The organism is Nocardioides sp. WS12, from assembly GCF_014108865.1.
GTDB lineage: Bacteria > Actinomycetota > Actinomycetes > Propionibacteriales > Nocardioidaceae > Nocardioides.
Genome location: NZ_CP053928.1, coordinates 1,309,664 through 1,332,384, shown reverse-complemented (window position 1 = coordinate 1,332,384; position 22,721 = coordinate 1,309,664). Strand labels below are relative to the sequence as shown.

Annotated in this window: 24 protein-coding genes; 6 read left to right on the top strand and 18 right to left on the bottom strand. The window is 63.7% G+C overall.

Annotated features, from left to right (window positions below; all coding sequences use genetic code 11):
• Positions 1-30 precede the first annotated feature (30 nt).
• Positions 31-531, bottom strand: a complete 501-nt coding sequence (locus HRC28_RS06185) for a MaoC/PaaZ C-terminal domain-containing protein (protein WP_182379274.1) — start codon at positions 529-531, stop codon at positions 31-33.
• A 97-nt stretch (positions 532-628) separates the two neighbouring features.
• Positions 629-1,606 carry a nitronate monooxygenase gene (locus tag HRC28_RS06180; protein WP_182379273.1) on the bottom strand — a complete coding sequence of 326 codons (978 nt, stop codon included), beginning with the start codon at positions 1,604-1,606 and terminating at the stop codon, positions 629-631.
• A gap of 162 nt (positions 1,607-1,768) precedes the next feature.
• Between HRC28_RS06180 and HRC28_RS06175 the strand changes: the two genes are divergently transcribed.
• The gene (locus HRC28_RS06175) at positions 1,769-2,221 is read left to right on the top strand and encodes a MaoC family dehydratase (RefSeq protein WP_182379272.1); all 453 of its coding nucleotides are present in this window, start codon (positions 1,769-1,771) and stop codon (positions 2,219-2,221) included.
• Positions 2,222-2,245: 24 nt separating this feature from the next.
• Here the strand turns inward: HRC28_RS06175 and HRC28_RS06170 are convergent, their stop codons facing one another.
• The 7 genes from HRC28_RS06170 to HRC28_RS06140 all read right to left on the bottom strand — a co-directional run bounded on the left by HRC28_RS06170 (position 2,246) and on the right by HRC28_RS06140 (position 8,602).
• Positions 2,246-3,052 carry an enoyl-CoA hydratase-related protein gene (locus HRC28_RS06170; protein WP_182379271.1) on the bottom strand — a complete coding sequence of 269 codons (807 nt, stop codon included), beginning with the start codon at positions 3,050-3,052 and terminating at the stop codon, positions 2,246-2,248.
• A 99-nt stretch (positions 3,053-3,151) separates the two neighbouring features.
• Entirely contained in the window at positions 3,152-3,718 is a 567-nt protein-coding gene (locus HRC28_RS06165) for an HtaA domain-containing protein (RefSeq protein WP_182379270.1), read from the bottom strand.
• Positions 3,718-3,915 (bottom strand): hypothetical protein, encoded by a 198-nt coding sequence (locus tag HRC28_RS06160; protein WP_182379269.1) that lies wholly within the window; start codon positions 3,913-3,915, stop codon positions 3,718-3,720. Before HRC28_RS06160 ends, HRC28_RS06165 begins: the two co-directional genes overlap by 1 nt.
• Before the next feature lie 107 nt (positions 3,916-4,022).
• The gene (locus HRC28_RS06155; RefSeq protein WP_182379268.1) at positions 4,023-4,952 is read right to left on the bottom strand and encodes an SDR family oxidoreductase; all 930 of its coding nucleotides are present in this window, start codon (positions 4,950-4,952) and stop codon (positions 4,023-4,025) included.
• An 18-nt stretch (positions 4,953-4,970) separates the two neighbouring features.
• Positions 4,971-5,753: an alpha/beta hydrolase gene (locus tag HRC28_RS06150; protein ID WP_182379267.1), complete on the bottom strand. Its 783-nt coding sequence runs from the start codon at positions 5,751-5,753 to the stop codon at positions 4,971-4,973.
• 190 nt (positions 5,754-5,943) lie between these two features.
• Entirely contained in the window at positions 5,944-7,542 is a 1,599-nt protein-coding gene (locus tag HRC28_RS06145; RefSeq protein WP_182379266.1) for an NAD(P)/FAD-dependent oxidoreductase, read from the bottom strand.
• A 172-nt stretch (positions 7,543-7,714) separates the two neighbouring features.
• The gene (locus tag HRC28_RS06140) at positions 7,715-8,602 is read right to left on the bottom strand and encodes an alpha/beta hydrolase (protein WP_182379265.1); all 888 of its coding nucleotides are present in this window, start codon (positions 8,600-8,602) and stop codon (positions 7,715-7,717) included.
• A 98-nt stretch (positions 8,603-8,700) separates the two neighbouring features.
• Between HRC28_RS06140 and HRC28_RS06135 the strand changes: the two genes are divergently transcribed.
• Positions 8,701-9,873: an acetyl-CoA C-acyltransferase gene (locus tag HRC28_RS06135; RefSeq protein WP_182379264.1), complete on the top strand. Its 1,173-nt coding sequence runs from the start codon at positions 8,701-8,703 to the stop codon at positions 9,871-9,873.
• A gap of 95 nt (positions 9,874-9,968) precedes the next feature.
• On the opposite strand, the gene HRC28_RS06130 is transcribed toward HRC28_RS06135, so the two are convergent.
• The 8 genes from HRC28_RS06130 to HRC28_RS06095 form a co-directional block, all read right to left on the bottom strand.
• On the bottom strand, positions 9,969-10,751 hold the full coding sequence (locus tag HRC28_RS06130) for an enoyl-CoA hydratase/isomerase family protein (protein WP_182379263.1): 783 nt from the start codon (positions 10,749-10,751) through the stop codon (positions 9,969-9,971).
• A gap of 45 nt (positions 10,752-10,796) precedes the next feature.
• Positions 10,797-11,891 carry a CaiB/BaiF CoA-transferase family protein gene (locus HRC28_RS06125; protein WP_182379262.1) on the bottom strand — a complete coding sequence of 365 codons (1,095 nt, stop codon included), beginning with the start codon at positions 11,889-11,891 and terminating at the stop codon, positions 10,797-10,799.
• A gap of 62 nt (positions 11,892-11,953) precedes the next feature.
• On the bottom strand, positions 11,954-12,760 hold the full coding sequence (locus tag HRC28_RS06120) for an enoyl-CoA hydratase/isomerase family protein (protein WP_182379261.1): 807 nt from the start codon (positions 12,758-12,760) through the stop codon (positions 11,954-11,956).
• 2 nt (positions 12,761-12,762) lie between these two features.
• Positions 12,763-13,962, bottom strand: a complete 1,200-nt coding sequence (locus HRC28_RS06115) for an acyl-CoA dehydrogenase family protein (RefSeq protein ID WP_182379260.1) — start codon at positions 13,960-13,962, stop codon at positions 12,763-12,765.
• A 22-nt stretch (positions 13,963-13,984) separates the two neighbouring features.
• Complete coding sequence (locus HRC28_RS06110) at positions 13,985-15,598, bottom strand: AMP-binding protein (RefSeq protein ID WP_182379259.1); 1,614 nt, start codon at positions 15,596-15,598, stop codon at positions 13,985-13,987.
• A 58-nt stretch (positions 15,599-15,656) separates the two neighbouring features.
• Positions 15,657-16,772 (bottom strand): acyl-CoA dehydrogenase family protein, encoded by a 1,116-nt coding sequence (locus HRC28_RS06105; protein ID WP_182379258.1) that lies wholly within the window; start codon positions 16,770-16,772, stop codon positions 15,657-15,659.
• A 97-nt stretch (positions 16,773-16,869) separates the two neighbouring features.
• Positions 16,870-17,649: a 3-oxoacyl-ACP reductase family protein gene (locus HRC28_RS06100; protein WP_237111724.1), complete on the bottom strand. Its 780-nt coding sequence runs from the start codon at positions 17,647-17,649 to the stop codon at positions 16,870-16,872.
• Positions 17,650-17,682: 33 nt separating this feature from the next.
• Positions 17,683-18,468: an enoyl-CoA hydratase/isomerase family protein gene (locus HRC28_RS06095; protein ID WP_182379257.1), complete on the bottom strand. Its 786-nt coding sequence runs from the start codon at positions 18,466-18,468 to the stop codon at positions 17,683-17,685.
• A 154-nt stretch (positions 18,469-18,622) separates the two neighbouring features.
• On the opposite strand from HRC28_RS06095, the gene HRC28_RS06090 reads away from it, so the two are divergent.
• From HRC28_RS06090 to HRC28_RS06075, 4 genes are all read left to right on the top strand, one after another.
• Positions 18,623-19,774: an acyl-CoA dehydrogenase family protein gene (locus tag HRC28_RS06090; protein ID WP_182379256.1), complete on the top strand. Its 1,152-nt coding sequence runs from the start codon at positions 18,623-18,625 to the stop codon at positions 19,772-19,774.
• 87 nt (positions 19,775-19,861) lie between these two features.
• Entirely contained in the window at positions 19,862-20,608 is a 747-nt protein-coding gene (gene fabG, locus HRC28_RS06085) for a 3-oxoacyl-ACP reductase FabG (protein WP_182379255.1), read from the top strand.
• A 42-nt stretch (positions 20,609-20,650) separates the two neighbouring features.
• Entirely contained in the window at positions 20,651-21,805 is a 1,155-nt protein-coding gene (locus HRC28_RS06080; RefSeq protein ID WP_182379254.1) for an acyl-CoA dehydrogenase family protein, read from the top strand.
• A 1-nt stretch (position 21,806) separates the two neighbouring features.
• Positions 21,807-22,256, top strand: coding sequence for a VOC family protein (locus tag HRC28_RS06075; protein WP_182379253.1), 450 nt, complete (start codon positions 21,807-21,809; stop codon positions 22,254-22,256).
• Positions 22,257-22,288: 32 nt separating this feature from the next.
• Here the strand turns inward: HRC28_RS06075 and HRC28_RS06070 are convergent, their stop codons facing one another.
• Complete coding sequence (locus tag HRC28_RS06070) at positions 22,289-22,663, bottom strand: carboxymuconolactone decarboxylase family protein (RefSeq protein ID WP_182379252.1); 375 nt, start codon at positions 22,661-22,663, stop codon at positions 22,289-22,291.
• Positions 22,664-22,721: the final 58 nt, after the last annotated feature.

The window sequence follows — 22,721 nt, the reverse complement described above, 5'->3', positions numbered from 1 at the left end:
TTCACAGGAGCGCGAGTCGGAGCCTTCCGGCTACGACTGAAGGTCGTCGAAGTCGTTCCCGCGGATCAGGCGCACCGGCGTGAAAACCAGCACTTCCTCGTCACGCTGATTACGGACGCTCACGTGCGAGCGCACGACACCACGGCCGGGCTTGCTCGACTGGCGAGCCTCGACCGTCGAGACGATCGCATGGAGCGTGTCGCCTACGAATACCGGGCGCTTGACTGACAGGTCCATCTGCATGAAGGCCAGCCCAGTGCCATTAAGGACGTTGCTCTGCAGGATGAGGCCCTCGGCAATGCAGTAGATCATCGCACCAGGAATCAGACGGCCCGCATAGCCTGCCTGCTGGGCGTGGTCGGCGTCAAAGAACAGCGGCTCGTTGAACCCGGCCCACGTGACGAACTGGATCAGATCCGCCTCAGTGACGGTCCGTCGGGCAGTACGGAAGACCTTTCCATCCATGTCCTCCCAAGTGAGGCCCTGGCTCAGCAGCTCCGCCTGAGCCGTCTCGGTGTTGGTCGATGTCATCGTCACTTCTCCTTGTTTGCCGTCCGGCAGTACCCGAACGATGTCGTTGGGCCCGGTTCTTGTAGTTGCAGCGTCCTTGCATGGACAGTGCAGGGAATCAAGCAGGTCGCACCATGGCCGCGAGCCGGCCGGTGATCGTGTCCTCCGCCTCGCGCAGGATCCGGCGAAGTACGTCGGCCACAGGGGCCACGTCGTGAATGAGGCCCTGAGACATGCCGGCATACCAGACGCCGGCTTCCGGATCCCCAGTCTCGTAGACGGTCCGACCCCGGGCTCCGGCGACGAGATGCCGGACGTCCGAGAATTCTCCGCCGGCTTCGAGGATCTCCACGACCTCGCGACTGACCCTGTTGTCAGCGACACGAGCGGTGTTCTTCAGGGGTCGGAATATGAGCTGCGTGCTGGACGTGTTGGATTCGACAATCCGCTGCTTGATGGCGTCATGAATGGGCGCCTCGGTGGTCGCCATGAACCTGGTTCCCATGTTGACGCCGTCCGCTCCGAGAGCAAGCGCGGCGGCAAGACCGCGACCGTCAGCAAATCCCCCGGACGCGATCATGGGAATCGTGATCTGGTCGCGGGCAGTCGGAATCAGCAGCAGTCCAGGTATGTCGTCCTCGCCGGCGTGACCCGCACACTCGAAGCCGTCGATGCTGATCGCATCCACACCGATCGCCTGCGCACTGACCGCGTGCCTGACGCTCGTGCACTTGTGCAGCACCTTAACGCCGTTGGCATGCAGCAGCGGTAGGCGTTCTGCAGGGTTGGAACCGGCAGTCTCGACGATGGTGATGCCTGAGTCGATGGCCGCGTGGAGGTACTCATCGTACGGCGGAGGGTTGATCGTCGGGAGGATCGTCAGGTTCACGCCGAACGGCTTGTCCGTCAGGTCTCGGCACCGCGCGATCTCCTTCGCCAGCGCCTCTGGATCGGGCTGGGTCAGGGCCGTGATGAAGCCGAGCGCGCCCGCGTTGGCGACGGCAGCGACCAGTTCTGCGCGTCCGACCCACTGCATTCCGCCCTGAGTGATCGGCGCCTCGACGCCGAACAGCTCAGTGAAAGGCGTGGTGATCATGGGTCATCCCTTTCTCTATAGTCTTCGCTTGACCAAGGTAATAGAGTGGAATGATACAACGAATTTAGTCGATGAGTACAGGCCCAACGGCGGGCGCTGTTGTCGGCACACTCACAATTCGGCCGACCCGCGGCACCCTTCAGCGAAGACGGAGAAACCCCTGTGCACATCTTCACCCGGACAGACGAACTGCTCGAGAGCAAGGAAACGGATCTCGGCGCCAGCGACTGGCTGCTCATCGAGCAGACTCGCATCGACTCGTTCGCCGAGGCCACCGGCGACCTGCAATGGATCCACACCGATCCCGAGCGCGCAAGGACTGGGCCATTCGGAACGACGATCGCCCATGGGTACCTCACCTTGTCGCTCATCCCCGTTCTGGTGGCTCAGGTGTACCGTGTCGAAGGAGCGAAGATGATTGTGAACTACGGTCTTGACCGCGTACGTTTCCTGTCACCCGTCGCTGTGAACTCGCGCCTGCGGGCCCGACCCTTTCTCGCGAACGTGGACGTCACGGACACCGGTGCTCAGGTCAAGCTCCGCACGACCATCGAGATCGAAGGGTCGGAGAAGCCCGCCTGCATCTCCGAGACGATCTCCCGGATCTACTTCTGAGCGATTCCGTCCGCTTGTCCGCGGTCACAATTCTCGGGGCGGCCACGGCCCAAATGAGGGCGTAGTCTTGCTCACCAGGCTCTTGATTCCCTCAGCGAAGTCCGGGTGGGGCTTCAACGTGGAGTTCCACAAGTCGATCGCTGCAATGCGCGACTGATCCAGAGTCTTCTCGGTGTCGTGATGCAGTTGCTGCTTGATGGTCGCCATCGCTAGCGGCGAGCAGTTCTGAGCAAGCTCCGCCGCGTAGTCGAGCGTAGCGGGAAGAAGGTCTGCCGCTTCGAACGACCGATTCACCAGGCCGATTCGGAGAGCCTCGTCCGTCGTGAACGTTCGAGCCGAGAGCAAGAGTTCCATCGCATTGGAGAAACCAACGACCTTGGGAAGCGCCCAGGAGATGCCCTGCTCTGCCATGATCCCACGACGCGCGAAGGCCGTGGAGAATTTGGCACCGCTCGCCGCGAACCGAATGTCACAGAAAAGCGCATGGACAAGCCCCAGCCCTGCGCACGCGCCGTTGATCGCAGCGATCACCGGGGTCTTGAGGGTGGTGGGCAGCAGTGAGGGCGTACGGTCCTGTGGTCGAGTGTCCAGATGTCCCTGCGACATGTCGTCCAGGAAGTTGGCATCCATGCCCGGACAGAAGCTCCGCCCGGCGCCGGTGACCACAATGACACGAACAGCTGGATCCGCCTCGGCATCGCGGAGGGCCTGAAAGTACTCAGCCTCCATCGACAGCGTCCATGCGTTGTGGCGGTCCGGCCGGTTCCAGGTGATCAGAGCAACTCCGCGGTCAACGTTCACGAGCACGAGGGCGGACTGGGGGGAAGTCATATGGGCTGCCTTTGAGGATTCTGAGCTAGATGAACGGGAAGGATCCGAACCATCCAACGTGGTTTGATGATCGCGCTTTGCGACCGGATCTCAGCGGCGCTAGAGGGTCACCCGCATGTGCAGGGGCTCAAAGAGCTCACCGGGCGGATACACCTCGTTGAACACGGACACCGCCTCTGTACGCAATGAGGTTGGTATCAGCTGCCAGTCGCGGATGCCGTGCGCATCGACGTACCCGGGGTAACCGAGTCCGAGCATCGGACGCCGGGCACTGTCGTCGGCAAGCTCAGGGTCTGCTTCGACATCGTGAAAGCTCAACGTCGCGAGACCGTCGTCGAAAGTCACCCATGGATCAACGAGCATCACGAACAGGAACCCGAAGTGACCAGAGAAGCGGAGGTCTCCCTGGAACTTCAGCGTCCCCTGGCCAGTGCCATAATCGTAGGCGTCACTGGATGCGAGCGGGAAGTGGTACAGGCCAAGCTCCGGCGCGACTGACGCTCCCCCGCTCACCGAGCTCTTGAGGTCCGGCATCCGCGACAAGTACGCCAGAAAGCTCCGCTTGATTCCCCAGATCAGGCCCGTTGACATGTCTGCGCCGGCAAACGAACCGAGCTCACCTTTGGAAGACCGCAGATCCTCGATCGGACGCTCCACTTCCGACATCAGGAGGTCTTGGGCGGGTATTTGACGACGACCTCTTTGGGCTCGATGCCGGATTCCGACAGCAGGCTCCGGATAATGCGTTCGAGGATCGCAGGCGGCGTCAGGCAGTCTTCGCATGCATCCTCGCCGGCGGCGATGTCGAACGTCAGCACGTCGTCAACAAGGTCCACCGTGACGTGATAGTCGTCCGCAGACATCGGTTCAATGATGGGCGCCAAAGCAGTTTCGGCCGACACCTTGTCTCCTATTCGGGCGGACGGTCGGCCCCAGGGCACGACCGCGCGATATAACTGATTTATTTAGCCTAATCGTTTGAATCGGCCTCGTCAACGGCCTTCAGCGGTTTGGCGTCAGGCTCGGCGGCCGCTCGATTACCCGGTCGGATCTCCCGCCGCGCGAGGCGTTCCGCGTAGGCCTGTTGAACGTCGTCGTACGTCCACAGATGGCCTCGGGCCAGCGAAGCCTCGATGCGACTCGGGTGCGACATCAACGAAAGGCCGTCAAGGTCAACACGGAGAACCTGTCCGCGGACTCTCCCGGAAGCCGGCGAGAGGAGGAATGCGATCGCTCCCGCATTGTTCTCAGCGGGCGGGAGCGCCACCGTGCCACCGCTGAATTTGTTGGCCTTTCGGAACTGACGTGTCGACTCGGTCATCGGGGTTGTTGCAAGGGGAGCGATGGCGTTGACCCGGATGCGGGTGTCCGCAAGATCCAATGCCGTTCCGTATGTGAGGGAGGCGACACCTCCCTTGGTGGCTCCGTAGACGTTCAGGAGCGGCATGCCCGCCTGCGCACCGGAGGTTGTGTTCACGATCGAACCGGTTCCCCGAAGCCGCATCACACGCAGGGCTGACTGCGTGCCGAAAATGACGCCGAGAAGGTTGATCTCGACGACCCGGCGCACCTCAGCAGGATCCAGGTCATCGAGCTCGCCCATGACCTGAATCCCGGCGTTGTTGACCCACCCGTCCAGGCCACCGTATGCACTCACGGCCAGGTCGGCCAGACCGTCCATAGCCGCAGCATCCGCCACGTCAACGACCGCAGCCACGACCTGCGCCCCTGACGACGTCAACTGGCCGCGGATCTCCTCCAGGGACGCCGGATCGACATCGGCGATGACCAGGCGCGCCCCGAGCTCGGCGCAGTAGCGCGCATACGAGGCGCCGAGCCCGCGGCCCGCTCCCGTAATCACCACACTCAGGCCCTCAAGAGGCTTCGTCGAACTCGGCACTTGACACCCTCCTTGGGCCTATTGAGACGGGCGATCAAGCTCGGTGACCATGAGGTCGGCGAGCCGGGTCAGCCACACACGTGCATCACTGAATGCGTCGATCATTCCCAAGAAGCCATGCAGCTGGCCAGGTACGCGGAACCTCTGAACGCGACATCCAGCCGACGCCAGCCGATTGGCATACAGCTCACCCTCGTCCCTCAAGGGATCGAGCTCGGAGGTCAACACGATCGCTCGAGGCAGACCCGCCAGCGACTCTGCGTGCGCTGGCGACAACAACGGGTCATCCTTCGGCGCGTCGCCGATGTACTGGTCCCAGAAGAAGCGCACCTGGGCGCGCTCGAGAAAGTGGCCGTGCGCGTACGTTTCCAGAGACTTGCCCCGCATGGCCGAATCAAGCAGCGGATTGACCAGTACCTGCAAGGCGATCTTCGGCCTACCTGCGTCGCGCGCCTTGATCGCGACTGACGCCGCGAGGTTTCCTCCTGCGCTGCTCCCCATGACAACCAGGCGTCCCGTATCGGCGCACAGTTCCTCAGCGTGTGCCTCCGCCCACTCGACGGCAGCGAAGCAGTCATCGAGGGCCGCGGGGAACCGATGTTCAGGTGCCAGCCGATAGTCGACGTTGACGACGCTGGCCCCCGCCTCTCGTGCCAGGAACCGACACGTCAGGTCGTGCATGTCGAGGTTGCCGAGAATGAAGCCACCACCATGGAAGTACACCAGCAGCGGGTGCGGTCCATCACCGTCCGGGACGTAGGTCCGGACGCGGACACCCTTGGCAATGTCGTGTTCTGACACTCGGCGCACCGGAAGCCGACTCGCCCCATCAGTCGGATAGTTCCCGGCACGGGCACGCGCAACATACTGCTCCGCGACCGCGGGGTCGGACAGCGCCGCGGCGGGAAAACGTCGCTGCCGTCCCGCTCCCTCCAGAAAAAGTGCAACCTCCCGAGCTGTCTGAGTCCGAGTCTCCACCTTCGATACCTCCCTACCGGAAGGACAGGCCCGGGTAGCCCGCATCCGCGGCCTCGTTGGACAGCTCCACGAAACGACCGAAGCCTCCGGCGTAAGGCATGAACGTCCTCGTGCCGTCATCGCTCACGTGCACCATGTAGTTCTGCACGTTAAGACGGAGCAGCTTTCCCGACGCTGCGGCGACCTCTGCCGCCCAGTCGTCGAGGCCGATCTCGGTGGGCTCGACACGGGTCAGCCCGTTGGCCTTCATGTGCTTGATGAGTTGGACGACGTAGTCGGCCTGGAATGTGTTGAGCTGGATCATGTTGGCCAACACCGACGGACTGCCCGGGCCCGTCGGGATGAACAGATTGGGGAAACCGCTCGCCATCAAGCCGAGGAAGGTTCGTGGGCCCTTTGACCATCGGTCGCTGGGCTGCTCGCCGTCCTCGTTACGGATGTCAATCGCATCGAGGGCACCAGTGAAGGCATCGAATCCGATAGCGAAGATCAGCAGGTCGAGTTGGTAGTGGTGACCGCTCTGGGTCACGATCCCGTCCTCAACGATCCGATCGATCGGATCAGCCTTGACATCCACGAGCGTCACGGACTCCCGGTTGAACTGCTGGTAGTACCCGGTGTCCACACAGAGCCGGCGAGTCCCAATGGGATACTCCGTCGGGATAAGTCGCTCGGCCACCTCTTGGTCAACGACGATGCCGCGGATCTTGCTTCGCACGAACTCCGACACGACGGCGTTGGCAGTTGGTTCGGTGCCCTGATCGGTGAAGACGCGGTTCATGCATTGACCCCCCAGCGCCCACCGCTCCTCCAGGATGGCTTGCCGCTCCGCGGGATCGAAATCGGTGGTCGCGCCCGGCGGATCAGGGAACAGGCTTCCCGATCGGTCCGTCAGGATGCGACCGTACGCCTTCGGAACGTCGGAGCTGATCTCGTCGAACCGATCTTGGTCGAACGGGCCGTTGTGAGCCGGCACCGAGTAGTTGGCCGTGCGCTGGAACACGTAGAGTTGTTCGGCTCGGGGAGCCACTGCAGTGACGACCTGGACCCCGGTGGATCCGGTTCCGATCACCCCCACGCGCCCAGACAGGTCGACGTCACCCTCCGGCCAGTGCGCTGTCTGGTGCCAGGCGCCCTTGAAGGTCTCGAGACCCTTGAACGGAAGTTCTCGGGGCGCCGAGAGCTGGCCTGTCATCAGGACCACGTATCGACAGATGATCGTGTCGCCGTCGCTGGTCGTGACACGGTAGTGGTCCTGCTCGGGAACCCACTGCGCCGCGATCATCTTGGTGTTGAAACGGAACCGCTCCTTGACTCCGGTGCGCTCGGCGATCCAGTCAAGGTAGGCGCGGATCTCCGGCTGAGCGGCATAGCGCTCGGTCCAGGTCCACTCCCGGAACAAGTCAGGGGAAAAATAGAAGCAGTAGTACAGGGACTCGACATCCACACGGGCGCCTGGGTAGCGGTTGTGAAACCAGACACCCCCGACTCCGGAACCTGCTTCCAGGCCCTGGACGGAGAAGCCGGCATCGTTGAGCGCATGGACGGCGTAAATGCCGCCCATGCCGGCACCAACGACAACGGCGTCGACGTCGACCTCGGTGACCATCATCAATTCGTCCTTCTCTGCTGCATGGATCGGGGCGCGGTCACACGTGACGGAGTGGACGTGCCCATCGACGCGGATCGCATTAAGATCATTTAGTTATATTATCCAACGGCTCCAACGGTATGGCAGTGATCACTTGGCGTCAACCGGCGAGCGAGTGTTCACCCGTCGGTCATCAACCCACACGCCTGCCGGTCCCCTGAACGGCCACCAAACAGCGGAGAGCCGTGACCAAGGCGATCGGCTGATCGAGCATGCAGTGGTGCCCAGCCTGCGGTATCCGAACCATCGGTGTCCCCGGCGGCACTCGCTCGCGGACCTGAGCATCGATCTCCGGGCCAACAAGACCGAACTCGCCGTTCAGGAAGGCGACCGGCACTGTCAAACCCTCGAGCAGCGCGAGGGACTGGCTCTCGCGCGTGAATATCCTGCTGTCGAACTTCCACCCCCACGTCCCGTCACGCTCGCGGACGGAGTGCGCCGCGATGTGGTCGGTGACGTAGGCCAGCGCCGGCTGCGACGGCACCAACCGGAATCGAGATGTAGCCTCCGCCGCACTCGCATATCGCGAACGCGGCTTGGCCGCGACGGCATGGCGTCGCTGGATCGCCGGGTCGGGCACATCGCGAACGGCTGAATCAACGCAGACAACTGCCTTGAGCGATGACTCCGCCCGCGTTCCCACCTTGAGCGCGGGAAACCCTCCCATGCTGTGGCCGACCACGGTCCAAGGACCAGAGCCACCTGCGACCCTCCACGCACCGCGAATCTCCTGCGCCCAGACATCGAGCCCGTACTCGTCCCGCCAGGCACTGTCTCCGTGCCCGGAGAGATCAAGAGCGACGACCCGGTGATCGCTCGCCAAGAGCGGTCCGATGTGATCCCACCAACGACTGTTCCCACCGGCGCCGTGAACGAGAACCACACCGGGGAGTCTCGTGTCGCCCCACGCACGCCAGGCAATCTGAGCGCCGAGCACCTCCACCGAACCCGACTCCGGCACCTGCGCGACGGCATCGACGAACCACAGAGGAGCCGCTTGCCCCGGCGCAATTGGCCTCATCGAACCACGCTCCCAACTCGGCGATATGATATCAATCATCTTACTTAATCAGGTTTTGGGCGTCCACGCCCTTTCCTGCCACATGAAGGAGACGGACCATGCCCGAAGTTGTCATCGTTGAAGCGGTCCGGTCGGCCGTCGGAAAAAGGAAGGGCACCCTGACGCACACAGAATCGCCCGACCTGCTCGCGGATGTCTACGCTGCGCTCTTTGACCGCGTCGCCCTTGATCCGGTTCTGGTGGGGCAGGTACTCACCGGATGCGTCGGCCAGGTCGGCCAACAGTCGGGGAATGTCGGCCGGACCGCGTGGCTCAGTGCAGGGCTGCCGTTGACCGTGCCAGCGACGACGATCCAGACCCAGTGCGGATCTTCGCAGCAGGCCACCACTCTGGCTCACGGTTTGGTCGCATCCGGCCTGGTTGATATAGCTGTCGCTGCCGGCGTCGAGTCGATGAGTCAGGTGCCGCTGGGCGCCGCCAACAACGATGACTATGGCGTTGCCCGCAACGACCGCTATGCAAATCACTACGAGGTCACCTCCCAGTTCGAAGGCGCGGACAGGATCGCGCAGAAGTGGGGCCTCACCCGCACTGACCTAGAGGCGTTTGCGCTCCGGTCCCAGCAGTTGGCGGCCAGCGCCGTGGCAGACGGGCGTTTCGACAGCCAGATCGTTGCGATCGAAGCGATCAGTGTTGATGAAGGGGGCAACCGTTCCGGCACGGTCAGTTTCAGACGGGACGAGGCACCACGCGAGTCATCGCTCGAGGGCCTTGCTGGTCTCAAGACGAACCTTCCCGACGATGGCCTGCACACCGCGGGCACCAGTTCTCAGATTGCTGACGGCGCTTCCGCTCTTCTGCTGACGACCCCGGAAGCAGCCGAGCGCCTTGGCCTTCGCCCGCGAGCGCGTGTGGTCGACTCCGTCCTGGTGGGCAGCGACCCGGAGCTGATGCTCACTGGTCCGATTCCGGCGACCCACACGCTGCTCGAGCGCACTGGACTGAGTGTTGACGACATCGACGTGTTCGAGGTGAACGAGGCATTTGCCTCGGTCGTCCTTGCATGGCAGCGGGAGATCGGCGCATCACTCGAGAAGGTCAATCCCAACGGCGGCGCAATCGGTCTCGGGCATCCCCTCGGCGCCACGGGTGGCATTCTGCTGACAAAGGCGCTCAACGAGCTCGAGCGGACCTCGTCGCGCTACGGACTGGTCACCATGTGCTGCGGTGGTGGCGTCGGCACGGGAACTATCATCGAGCGACTCGACTGAGAGTCTGGCTTCCGTCGGCATCGACGGCCTCAACATGTCAGGGCGCCGAGGGTCACAAACCCCGGCGCCCTGAACACGTGTCGGATCACACCTGATCAGTTGGTCCAGACCTCCGACACCAGGTCGTGCCCGCCGCCGCCCAGCGATGCCTGCGCTCGATCGGCAAAGTCCGGATCCGTGAGCAATGGAAGCTGGATCTTGAGCACCTTCTCCAGATACTCGTCCAGACCGCTCCGGACTCCGGTGCGCCCCATCCGAGCGTAGTGAGTGACGACGTTGCGCGGCATCGGCTCGAGAGCCTGCCCTCGCGCGACGGCAACTTCCACAGCGGTGGGTTCGGCACGCTCTCCAAGTCCGAGCCGCTCTGCCACCGCTCCGTCAACCTTGCGCTGGCCGGGCAGCATCTGCCACATGGCATTCGGCGCCTTCAGACGGAGAAGGAGTTCTCCGCCAGTGCCGGGCAGAAGACCGAGGCCGCCCCAACCCTGACGGCACCATCCATCCGGGCCGAACAGACGCCAGTCGCACGCAAGCGCCATGTCGAGCCCAAGACCGACGGCGGGGCCATCGATGGCGGCGAACGTGGGCACCGGACAGTCAAGGAGAGTCCGGACAAGATTCTGGTAGATCGAGTACACGAGCGCCTTGCGCTCGGCCGCGGGCATGTCCTTGCGCGAGACCATTCCCTTCAGGTCACCGCCGGCAGAGAACGCGCCGTTCCCGGTCAGGACAAGCGCCTTGATCTCCTGATCAGCTGTGGCCCCGTTGATCGCGAGGATCAGCGCGCTCGCGTCGTCGGGAGGGAGCGCATTTCGGCGCTCCGGCCAGTCTAGGGTGATGAGCGCGCAAGCGCCCTCCTTAGTCACCTGAATACCCATGGAGTCACTCCTTCAATGTGCGGTTTCGAGCAGGCCGCCGTTGCTTCATGCAATGCGCCACGCATCCTTGACGTCCTCAATCGGCGACACCGATCCAGCGGGTACGACGGGCGGGTCCTGAACACTCCTCGAGAAGCGGGGCGCCGGGTGCGACTGAGTCTCCCCGGCGACTTCCAGAAGCGTGTTGCGAGCCGCCAGATGCGGATGCACCTGAGCTTCCGCGAAGCTGAGCACCGGCGTGACGCACGCATCGGTGCCATCGAAGGTCGCCGCCCACTCGTCACGGGTCCGTGAAGCGAAGATGTCCGAGAATCGGCTGCGGAGAGACGGCCATGTCTGCTCGTCCAGCTGCGCCGGAAGTTCGTCCTCAACCAAGCCGAGTCCCTGGACCAGCAGCGAGTAGAACTGCGGTTCAATGGCACCCACTGCGACATAGCCGCCGTCGGAGCACTCGTACGTCCCGTAGTAGGGAGCAGCGCCGTTCAGCATGTTGCTCCCCCGCTCATCAGCCCACAGGCCCCCGCTGCGCAGGCTCCACATGTGCTGCGTGAGGACCGCGACCCCATCGACCATGGCCGCGTCGATGACCTGGCCGAGGCCGGACGTGCTGCGTTCGACCAGCGCTGCGAGAATCCCGGAGACGGCCAACATCGAACCGCCGCCGTAGTCTCCAAGTAGGTTCAGGGGTGGTGTAGGCCGTTCGTCGGCACGTCCGATGGCGTGCAGCACGCCTGTGATCGAGATGTAGTTGATGTCGTGCCCGGCCTGCTGCGCGAGTGTGCCGTGCTGCCCCCATCCAGTCACGCGCGCGTACACAAGGCGGGGATTGACCTCAAGGCAGGTCTCCGGCCCCACGCCGAGTCGGTCAGTCACTCCGGGCCGGTAGCCCTCGATCAGCACATCGGCCGTAGCAACAAGGTCCAGCAGACTGTCGCGCTCTGCAGGATCCTTGAGGTTGACCTCGATGATGCGCTTGCCGCGACGCAGCAGATGATCACGCTGACGACCCCGCGCCGCCCAGCCGGGAGCTTCCACCCGGGCCACGTCGGCCCCGAGGTCCCCCAACACCATTCCCGCGTGTGGTCCGGGGCCAATGCCACCGAGTTCAATGACCTTGAGTCCGTTCAGAGGGCCTGACATGTTCACTCCTTGCGTAGCGTGCCGGCGCACTTTCGCCGGGCAGATTGACCGATCCCGAAGGATCAGGACGTGGCCTTGCCGCTCCCGGGAGCGTTGTCATCACTCGTTCCGGCCAAGAACGAGATGGTCTCGGTGGCGAGGCCGAGGTGCAGGCGCTCGACACTCGCGGCTCGCAGCGGCTGATTGAGGAGCATCTTGGTGTCCTGGACTGCCTGCGGAGGCAAGGCGGCCATCTTGTTGGCGAACTCCAGCGACGTCGACATCACCGATTCGGGCGCAACGACCCGGTTCGCGAGGCCGATCTCGAGCGCTTGGGAAGCACTCAACCGGTCACCGGTCAGGAGATACTCCTTCGCTCGGAGCAGTCCGGTGTGCAAAGGCCATACGACGGCACCACCGTCTCCGGCAACGAGGCCCACCAACACGTGTGTATCGGCCAGGAAGGCGTTCTCCGACATGACGACCAAGTCGCAGGCCGCGACCAGTGTGGCTCCCAGACCGACGGCGGCACCGTTGACGGCCGCAACTACAGGGACGTGCAGGGAGACCAGGGCTTCGAACAATCGGCCAGCCCGGCGCATGCGACGCCGACGGTCGTCGACCGACGCAGCCCACTCCCCGCGGCGCCCCCCCGTGCTGAAGGCTCGGTCACCGGCACCGGTGAGGATCACCGCGCGCACGTCGACATCATCCTCGAGCTCGGCCAGGATCGCGACCAGGTCATGGTGCATCGTCTGGTCGATGGAATTGAGTTTGTCCGGGCAATTGAGGGTGATGACACGCACGTGCGCATCCCCTGTCACGGAGACCTGGTCCGTACCGCCGAGGATCGTCCCCTCACCCGGAGCACTGGGTGCGTCGGTCGTCATCGTCAGCTCCTTCCTGCTGTAGTGGCGACCTTGGGCTCTCGCGGCATGCCGAGAAGCCGCTCGCTGATGATGTTCAAGTGGATCTGGTGCGAGCCGCCGTAGATCGACTCCGCCCGGCTCAGCAGCCATGACCGCTGGAACTGACTCAGGTTGTAGTCCTCGCCAACCAACTGGGCGGCTGGACCGGCGATCTCCATTGCCAACTCGCCCATCGACTTGTGCAGGTCGGGCCAGTAGAGCTTGAGAAGCGAGGTCTCGGCGCCCAAGGTGCCGGTGCGCATCAGCTGGGACAGCATTCGGAAGGTGTTGAGTTGCATCACCTGAAGGCCGATGGCGGTGTCTGCAAGCTTCTGCCGAAGAAGTGGATCCCGATCCTTGGCGTTCTGGCGGGCCAGTTCGACGATGTTGTCGAACTCGGACTGGAATGCCATCTGATAGTTCAGCGTCGCGACTCCGCGCTCGGACTGCAGCGTGGTCATGGCAACGTTCCAGCCGTCGTTGAGCGCCCCCACAACCATGTCTTTGCTGGTCCGAGCGTCGGTGAAGAAGACCTCATTGAAGTGGCTTCCGCCGGCCATGTTCTTGATCGGCCGGATCTCAATGCCGGGTTGGTCCATCGGAAGGAGGAGCATCGTGATGCCCCTGTGCTTGGAAGCGTCCGGGTCCGTCCGGCAGAGAATGTACATCCAGTCAGCATGGTGAGCCCCACTGGTCCAGATCTTCTGCCCATTGATGACCCATTCGTCATCAACCAGGGTCGCCCGCGTCCGCAGGCTGGCGAGGTCGGATCCGGCACCCGGCTCGCTGAACCCCTGACACCATTCCTCTTCGCACGAGAGAATCGGCGGCAGGAAACGCGCCCTTTGCTTTTCGGTCCCGTGAGCGAGCAACGTGGGGCCGATCAGGGTCATTCCGTGGACGCCGACGCGGTGCGGAGCCCCGGCCTTTGCGTACTCGTACTCAAAGACGATCCGCTCGTTCAGGGTCGCTGGTGAGCCGCCGAACTCCTCGGGCCAGCCCAGCCCCTGCCAGCCCGCTTCGAAGAGGGCCTTCTCCCAAGCACGCCGATCGTCGTGGAACTCGTCGTTCTGCGAGCCGCCCTTACCCGCCAGATGAGCGAACCGCCCGGCAAGGTTGTCCATGAGCCAGGTGCGGGCTCGCTCCGCGAACCGCTCCTCTTCCTCCGTCAAACTGAGTTCCACGCAAGTGTCCTCTCGTGATGATCTAGATGCTGGCGGCGGTGGGCAGGTTGGGCGTGGGGCCCTGCTCGTCCTCGCTGGCCAACTTGAACTTCTGGACCTTTCCTGACGCGTTGCGAGGAAGCTGCTCCAGGAACTCCACGTAGCGCGGGACCTTGAAGTTGGCCAGGTTCTCGCGGGCCCAGGCGATCAATTCGTCGGCCTCCAGGTGGGCGTCGGGCTTCCGCACCGCGTACACCATGCCGACCTTGCCGAGCCGTTCGTCCGGGACGCCGACCACAGCGACCTCGGCCAGTCCACCGTGGGTCATCAAGATCCGCTCGATCTCGGCCGGATAGGTGTTGAAGCCGCCAACGAGGAACATGTCCGTGCGACGGTCCAGAACGCAGAGGCGCCCTTGGTCATCGATGAGTCCGACGTCGCCGGTGTGAAGCCAGCCTTCTTCGTCGATCGCTTTTCTGGTCGCTTCGGGGTCTTCGAAGTACCCCTTCATCACGGTGAAGCCCCTGACCGTGATCTCACCAGCCTCGCCAGCGGCTGCCTCCGCGCCGTTGTCGTCCAGAATCCTCACCTCGATACCTGGAACCGGACGGCCGGACGAGAATGCCACCGTGTCGAAGTCGTCATGTGGATAACTCCGGGTCACGATGCCGTGCGTCTCCGTCAATCCATACGCCGAGCCCAACTCCTCCGATCCGAGCTCATCGCGGATCCGGGCAAAGTTCTCCGGTGCAAATCCTGCAGACCCGACCGAGCTGATCCGGATTGACTTCAGCCGGCTGCGGTCGACCCGCGGGTCGTCGAGCAGGCCCATGTGCAGCGGCGGGGGACCCTGGACGACGGTGATCTGTTCGTCCCCGATGAGTTTGCCCACCTCAACGATGTCGAAGACGGTGACCGGGTACATACAAGCTCCGGCCAGCACGCAGGCGAGAAGGCCCGCTTTCAGGCCGTAGATGTGGAAGTACGGGGGTACGCCAAGCACCCGGTCGCCATTGCGAATCGAAACCGAGTTCAGGTACTCGGTGTAGCCGCGCACGCTGGTGCCATGCATGAGCATGGCGCCCTTAGGCCATCCGGTCGTTCCCGAAGTGAACTGGATGTCGGACACGCTGTCGTACTCGAGGGCCGCGATCCTCTCCAGGACCGTCTCCCGGGAAACGGTCTCTCCCAGAGCCAGGAACGCGCTCCGCGTGAGTCCAGACGCCGTCTCAGGACCCCGGAGGTTGACGGCCAGGTCCACGTCATCGAGGACGCCGTTCTCATGCAAGGAACCGAGGTAATCGGTACCGAGCAGATCGGAGAACGCGAAGACCGCTGCAGCGCGTGAACGACGCAGAATGTCCGCCGCCTCCGCAGCCTTGTACCGCGTGTTCAGTGGGACGAGCACCGCACCCGCGAAGTAGACACCGAAGGCCGTGGCGGCATACTCGATCGAGTTGGGAGCCCACAGGCCGACGCGATCACCCGGCTTGATACCAGCCGCGATGAGCGCCCTCGCGGTGTCGAAAGCGGCGTCACAGTATTCTGCGAAGGTCAGCCTGACATCGCCGTCTACAAGGGCTTCAGAATCCGGCCACCGCTCCGCAGCCCTCAGCAGGGCACCTGGGATGGTCTCGGGAATGTTGCTGTCGGACATCATTCTCATCTCTTGGGCACGACGCCGCCATCGCGGCGGCCTGACAAATGCAACTGGTTCAGATTGCTCGCTGATTCAGCAGGTTTTCGCGATGCTCACTCGGCTCGGCGAAGAACGCACGCGAGGTCTGGGCACGCTTGAAGTAGAGATGGGCCGGATGCTCCCAGGTGACCCCGATCCCGCCGAGGATCTGGATGCACTCACCCGCGACATGGCACAGGTGCTCCGCTGTGAATGCCTCGGCGACGCTGGTTGCCTCGCCGAGGGCCTGGGGCTGCTCGTCCGCCGTCCGCAGCGCGTAGTGCACGACCGACCGCATGGACTCGATCTCGAGCATCATCTCCGCACACATGTGCTTGATCGCCTGGAACGAGCCGATGGGCCGGCCATACTGCTCACGGACCTTGGCGTATGCGACCGTGATCTCGAAGATCCGCTCCGCCGCTCCGAGCCTTTCGGCAGACAGAGCTGCACCTGCGTCCTCGAGCGTCCGTCGCACCACAGACCAGCCCTCCCCTTCGACGCCCAGCAGCACCGCAGGCACGTCAGAGAGAACGACCTGCGCTTGCTTACGGGTCTGGTCGAGGGTCGGCACGGAGACCACGGTCAGCCCCGGTGCCTTCGCATCAACGAGGAACAGCGAGAGTCCCGCATCCGTGCGAGCTGCCACGAGGAGCACTTCCGCCGAGGCGCCATCCAGTACGAACTGCTTGGTGCCGTCGATCCGGAACCCGTCGCTTTCGTGGCGGGCCGTCGCGTCGACCGCGTCTTCGGCCCACTGCCCGGTCTTCTCTGTGACGGCCAGAGTGGCGATCAGCTCGCCAGCCGCAATCCGGGGAAGGTACTCGGTCTGGGCCCCGACGTCGCCGCTGTGAACGAGCGCGCGAGCCGCCAGCACCACCGTCGACAGGAACGGGCCGCCATAGAGGCTCCCTCCGAGCTCCTCAAGCACCACTCCGAGCTCGGCGAGTCCGAAGCCCGCCCCGCCGAACTCCTCCGGGATGGCGAGCCCATGAAGCCCAAGCTCTTGGGCCATCCGTGTCCAGATTGCAGGGTCATAACCTTCGACGGTGTCGGCGAGCTCGCGGACCCGCTCCTCTGGCAGTGCCTTCTCCAGGAAGCTGCGCGTGATGCTGCGCAGCTCCTCTTGGTCATCGGTGAGCACCAGCTCCATTGGGTCTCCTCTGTGAACGATCCTGAGAGATGGCGTCATCCATTCCCAGCGTCATGACACGTGCTTCTTGGGGGTCTTGGCGAACAGATCCGGGCAATCAGCTCATCGTGAGGCCGCCGCTGACCGACAGCGTCTGGCCGGTGATGTAGCTCGCCCCGTCGCCGGCCAGGAACACAACGGCAGGGGCGATGTCCTCCGGCTGACCAATCCGTCCGATCGGCACCGCGCGAGCCAGGCCGTCGTACATTTTCTGACTTCGTTCGGCGATCTGGTTGAGCAGGGACGTGTCGGTCGGGCCAGGACATACACAGTTGACCGTGATCCCCTTGCGCGCCGTCTCCCTGGCAAGCGCCTTGCTGAAGGCGATGACGCCACCCTTGGTGCCGGAATAGACGACCTCGCCCGATGATCCGACGCGTCCTGCGTCAGACGAGATGGTGATGATCCGCCCTCGACCGAGGTCGATCATGGAATCCAGGACCTCGCGTGCACAGGTGATCGATCCGATGAGGTTGACATCGATGATGCGACGCCACGTCTCTTCCGTGCTCTCGACGAACGGTTCGATCTTGTCGATTCCGGCATTGTTGACGAGTACGTCGATCGGGCCGAGCTCTGCCGTGATCGCAGCCACGCCCGCGCGTACGCTGTCGCCGTTGGCAACGTCGATCTGCTGACCAATTGCCTGGACACCCAGTTCACGAAGCTCCTTGGCTACCGCCTCGGCGCCTTCGGCATTCAGATCACAGGCAGCGACCAGTGCGTTTTCCTCGGCGAAAGCCGAGCACAACGCACGCCCGATCCCACCCGCCGCGCCGGTCACCATGACCACGCGTCCCGCCAGTCCAGTGTTCGCCATGTCGTTCGTCTCCTTCATGCTCTCTGATTGGGATGTCGCGCAGGAGCGCGCCTAGAACTTCGGCTGACGCTTCTCAAGGTGGGCGGCGAGGCCTTCGCGGACTTCCGGTCCGCCAAAGCCGAAGAACTCCATGCCGAGGGACGCGTCGAAGATCGGGCCCGCATGGCGGTACCAGTTGTTGAGGCTGTACTTGGTCCACTGGATCGCGGTCGGCGCTCCAGCCGCCAGAGTGGCGGCAACCTCGCGAGCGCGCTGGTGCACCTGGTCATCTTCGACACACAGCGACACCATGCCGATCCGCTCAGCTTCCTCCCCACTCAACGGCTCGCAGGTCAGCAGGTAGTACTTGGCCTTGGCCATTCCCGCGAAAAGGGGCCAGCAGATGGCTGCATGGTCACCAGCCGCCACTCCGAGGCGGGTGTGGCCGTCGATGATCTTGGCCTTGCGGCCAGCAATCGAGATGTCCGCCAGCATCGCTACCACGAGTCCTGCACCTACCGCGGGGCCGTGGATCGCCGAGATGATCGGCTTGCTGCAGTTGATCACGTTGTAGACCAGGTCGCGTGCTTCGCGCATGGTCCGCGCGCGCATGTCGTAGTCATCGATCATCCCCTTGAGCAGTTCAAAACTGCCGCCGGAGGAGAATCCCTTGCCCGCGCCCTGAACCACGACGACCCGAACATCCGGATCCCGATCGATGACGGGCCAGATGTCCGCTATCTGGCCATGCACTTCGGGCGTCACTGCATTGAGCCCCGGTGCGTCGAAGGTAATGGTGAGGACACCGCTCTCGTCGAGCTCGGTACCGAGGCCGTCGAACTGGCTGTATGCGTTCATGTTGGGGAGGGACTTCCTTCTGGACCGACTGTCACTGGCTCTAGAACTTCTCTGCGAAGTAGTTATATCATTCTGTAGTTGTAACTACTAGTGCCGCGAAGTTCCGGGTCAGTTGGACCTGGACCGCGTGCGATCTCCCGAAGGAGCAAATGCCGTGGACTTCGGCTATACCCCCGAGCAGAAAGCCCTCGAGCAGGTTGCTCGCGAGTTCGTCTCTTCCGTCTGCCCACCCGAACGCGCGAAGGAGTGGGACGAGCAAGGCACGCTGCCTCCCGAACTTTTCAAGGGATTCGCCGACATGGAGTGGCTCGGCATCCCCTTCCCCGTTGAAGCAGGCGGTGGCGGAGGCGGTGCCATCGAACTTGCGATTCTCGCCGAGGAGCTTGGCCGGGCCAGCCTGGACGTGTCGATGTGCTTCACCGGGACAATCATCAACAGCCTTTGTGTCTTCGAGCACGGGACCGATGCGCACCGTGAGCTCCTTGCTCAAGAGGCCTTCGACGGCAAGATCAGGTTTGCCGTGTCGATGAGCGAACCCGACAGCGGGTCGGACGTCGCTGCGCTACGAACGCGAGCGGAGCGCGATGGTGGCGACTTCGTCCTCAACGGTCAGAAGATGTGGTGCACGGGTGCCGGGCTCCCGGGCACCCAGATCGTCATGTACGTACGAACCGGCGAGGGCGACAAGAAGCACGATGGCATCAGCGCCATCCTTGTCGACCCTTCGTCGCCGGGTGTCGAAATGCACCAGACGCCGACCTTGGCGCGCCACATCCTCGGCACCTACGAGCTCTACCTCTCCGATGTGCGTGTTCCCGTCGACAACCTGATCGGTCCCCTCGACGGCGGCTGGAAGGTGATGCTGACGAACCTCGAACTCGAGCGGGCGATGATGAGCGGTGCCTACGTCGGGGTCGCGCAGGCGACGCTCGATGAAATGCTCGCCTACTCGAAGCAGCGCACCCAGTTCGGCAGGCAGATCGGCAATTTTCAGGCACTGGCCCACCGGATGGCTGCACTGCAGGTCGACATCGACGCCGCTCGCCTTCTGGCCCGCCGCGCTGCCTGGATGGTGTCGGCAGGAATCCCCTGCTCGCGGGAGGCAGCGATGGCCAAGTACAAGGGATCAGAGACATATGTCGCCGCCGCCCGGCTCGGCATGCAGGTGCTCGCTGGCCACGGGTTCTCCACCGAGAGCGTCATGAGCTTCCGTTGGCGTGAGTCGATCGTGGCCACCATCTCCGGCGGCACGAGCGAGATCCAGCTCAACGGGATCGCGCGGTCCATGGGCCTGCGCAGTTACTGACCGACCGCACGCCGCCAACGGGACGCATCAACACGACCCCCTCCAAGCACTACGCCAATTCATACTCGAAGGGAAAGCTGAACTCATATGGGACTTCTGGAAGAACGCTCTGTGGTTGTCACCGGATCTGCCCGCGGCCTGGGCTTAGCAATGGCTGAACGCCTCGCCGCCGAAGGCGCGAGTGTCGTCATCAGCGACATTGACGAGGCCGCGCTCAAGGACGCGGAAACTCGGCTGCGCGATAGCGGCCTCTCTGTGTGCGCCAAGGCAGCCAACGTCACCGATGAGGATGCTGTCGAGGCGCTCATCCAGCATTGCGTATCCACGTTCGGAAAGATCGATGTCATCGTCAACAACGCAGGTATCACGCGGGACAGCGTGATGCGCAAGATGTCGCTGGCGGACTTCCGAACCGTGGTAGACGTGCACATGACAGGGGCCTGGCTCGGCACCAAGTTCGCAGCGCAACAGATGCGCGACCAGGGTCATGGTGGATCGATTGTCAACATCTCGTCGATGTCAGGCAAGGTCGGCAACGTCGGCCAGACCAATTACAGCGCGGCCAAGGCCGGGCTCATTGGTCTCACGAAGGCTTCCGCGAAGGAGGCCGCCCGCTATGGAGTGCGCGTCAACGCCGTGCAACCCGGCCTGATCCGGACTGCGATGACCGACGCGATGCCTCCGGACGTTCTCGCGGCCGGCGTGTCACAGATCCCGCTCGGCCGGATCGGCGAGCCAGTCGACATCGCCAACGCCGTCCTCTTTCTCGCGAGTGACCTTTCGGCCTATATGACCGGTTGCACGCTCGAGGTCCACGGCGGCCGCAGCATGTGATTTCACCTTCCCCGAAGACAAGGCCCAACCCAGGAGCAACACATGGACCAGGCAGATCTGAATGCAATCCTGAGCGAAGCGCGCCGCTTCATTCGAGAGGTGGCAGTGCCCGCCGAGCCAGAGATCGACGAGAAGAACGCAATCCCGGAAACGCTCCGCGCTCAGGCTGCCGACATGGGCTTCTTCGGGTTCGCCATTCCGGAGGAGTACGGCGGCCTCGGACTCACGATGCACGGCGAGGCGCAGCTCGTCTTCGAGCTGGGCTACACCAGTCCGGCGTTCCGCTCGATGTTCGGAACCAACAACGGCATTGCGGGGCATGTGCTGCTCGAGGGCGGAACGGAGGAGCAGAAGCAGCGCTACCTCCCGCGGCTCGCCAGCGGAGAGTGGATCGCGGCGTTCGGCCTCACCGAGGAGGACGCGGGTTCTGACCCGAGTGTTCTCAAGACCACGGCGGTCCGGGACGGCGACCACTGGATCATCAATGGCACGAAGCGGTTCATCACGAATGCCCCGGTGGCGGAGGTGATCATGGTGTTTGCCCGGACCACGCCAGACGTGCCCGCCAGCAAGGGCATCTCCGTATTCTACGTTCCTGTCGACACCCCCGGTCTCACTGTCGGCCCCCCTGACAGCAAGATGGGCCAGTCGGGCGCATTGACGGCGGACGTCATGCTGGACAACGTCCGCGTACCGGCGAGCGACCTGATCGGCGAGGAAGGTCGTGGATACACAACGGCCATGCGGTGCCTCGCTCACGGCCGCCTTCACATCGCGGCGCTTTGCGTCGGCCTGTCGCAGCGCTTGGTCGACGAATCGGTCGAGTGGGCGACGACCCGGCACCAGGGCGGGTCGGTTATCGCGGAGCACCAACTGATCCAGGCACTCATCGCGGACTCGCAGACGGAGCTCATGGCGGCACGCGCTCTCGTACTCCAGGCGGCCGCTGCCTATGACGATGGAACCGACAAGAAGATGGGTCCTGCGTGCGCGAAGTACTTCGCGTCAGAGGCGGTCGGGCGGATCGCTGACCGTGCCGTCCAGATCCATGGAGGTTCGGGCTACATGCGCGGCGTCGCCGTCGAGCGGTTCTACCGAGACGTGCGCCTGTTCCGGATCTACGAAGGCACGAGCCAGATCCAGCAGCTCGTCATCGCGCGCCAGTTGATCCGGAATGCCCAGAGCAAGGGCGCTTGAGATGGACGCCAACTACTTCCACGTCGCGATCGTGGTGGAGTCCCTCGAGAAGTCCCGGGAAGCCTTCAAACGCACGATGGGACTCGAGTTCACCGAGCCGAGCACCGTTGAGTTGAACGTCGCCCTGGACGGCGAGGTCGCCCAGCGCACGTTGCAGGTCTCGTTCTCCACGGCACATCGTCCCTACATCGAGCTGATCCAGCGAACCGAAACACCGTGGGACCAACTCGGTCTCAACCACGTGGGCGCCTGGTGCGAGCACCCCGAATCCGAGGTGGCCGCGATCGTCGAGCAGGGCGGACGAATCGTGACGCGACGCGTGCACCCGGACGGAACACCGTTAGGTTTCATCTACATCGAGATGCCGGGCGGAGGCGTCATCGAGGTCGTCGACAGCGCCCGAAAGGCCGACATGCAGGCGATCATGGGTCCGGACGTCAGAGTCATCTGACACAACCCTGCGGAGGCGTCTCGTGGCATGCCCTACGGGACGCCTTCCCTTTCGGCAATAACCTCTCGGAGAGCCTGATTCACGACTGAGGCTCGTGGCCAGCCCTGGTACACCGCGAACTGCAGCACGAACTCACGCAGCTCGTCAGGCGACAGGTCCCCACTCTCGATTGCCGCACGCAGATGCGCCCTGATCGCACCAATAGCGCCGACTCCGGCGGCAGCGGTCAGGCTGATGAGGCGTCGATCCCGAAAGCTCAGCCCGGGACGGGAGTACACCTCAGCAGCGACGAAGTCGATGGTCGCCTCCCGGAGTGGATCGCCCGGGTCTCCGGGGTCGGTTCCCATCACTCGGGCCCAGATCTCCTTGCCCGCGGCGCGGCGGGCCGGATCGACGGAATCACTCATGCTGACCTCCTTGTAGGCGGATGAGCCATTACTCGTCCCACCCATGCCATGGCATTGC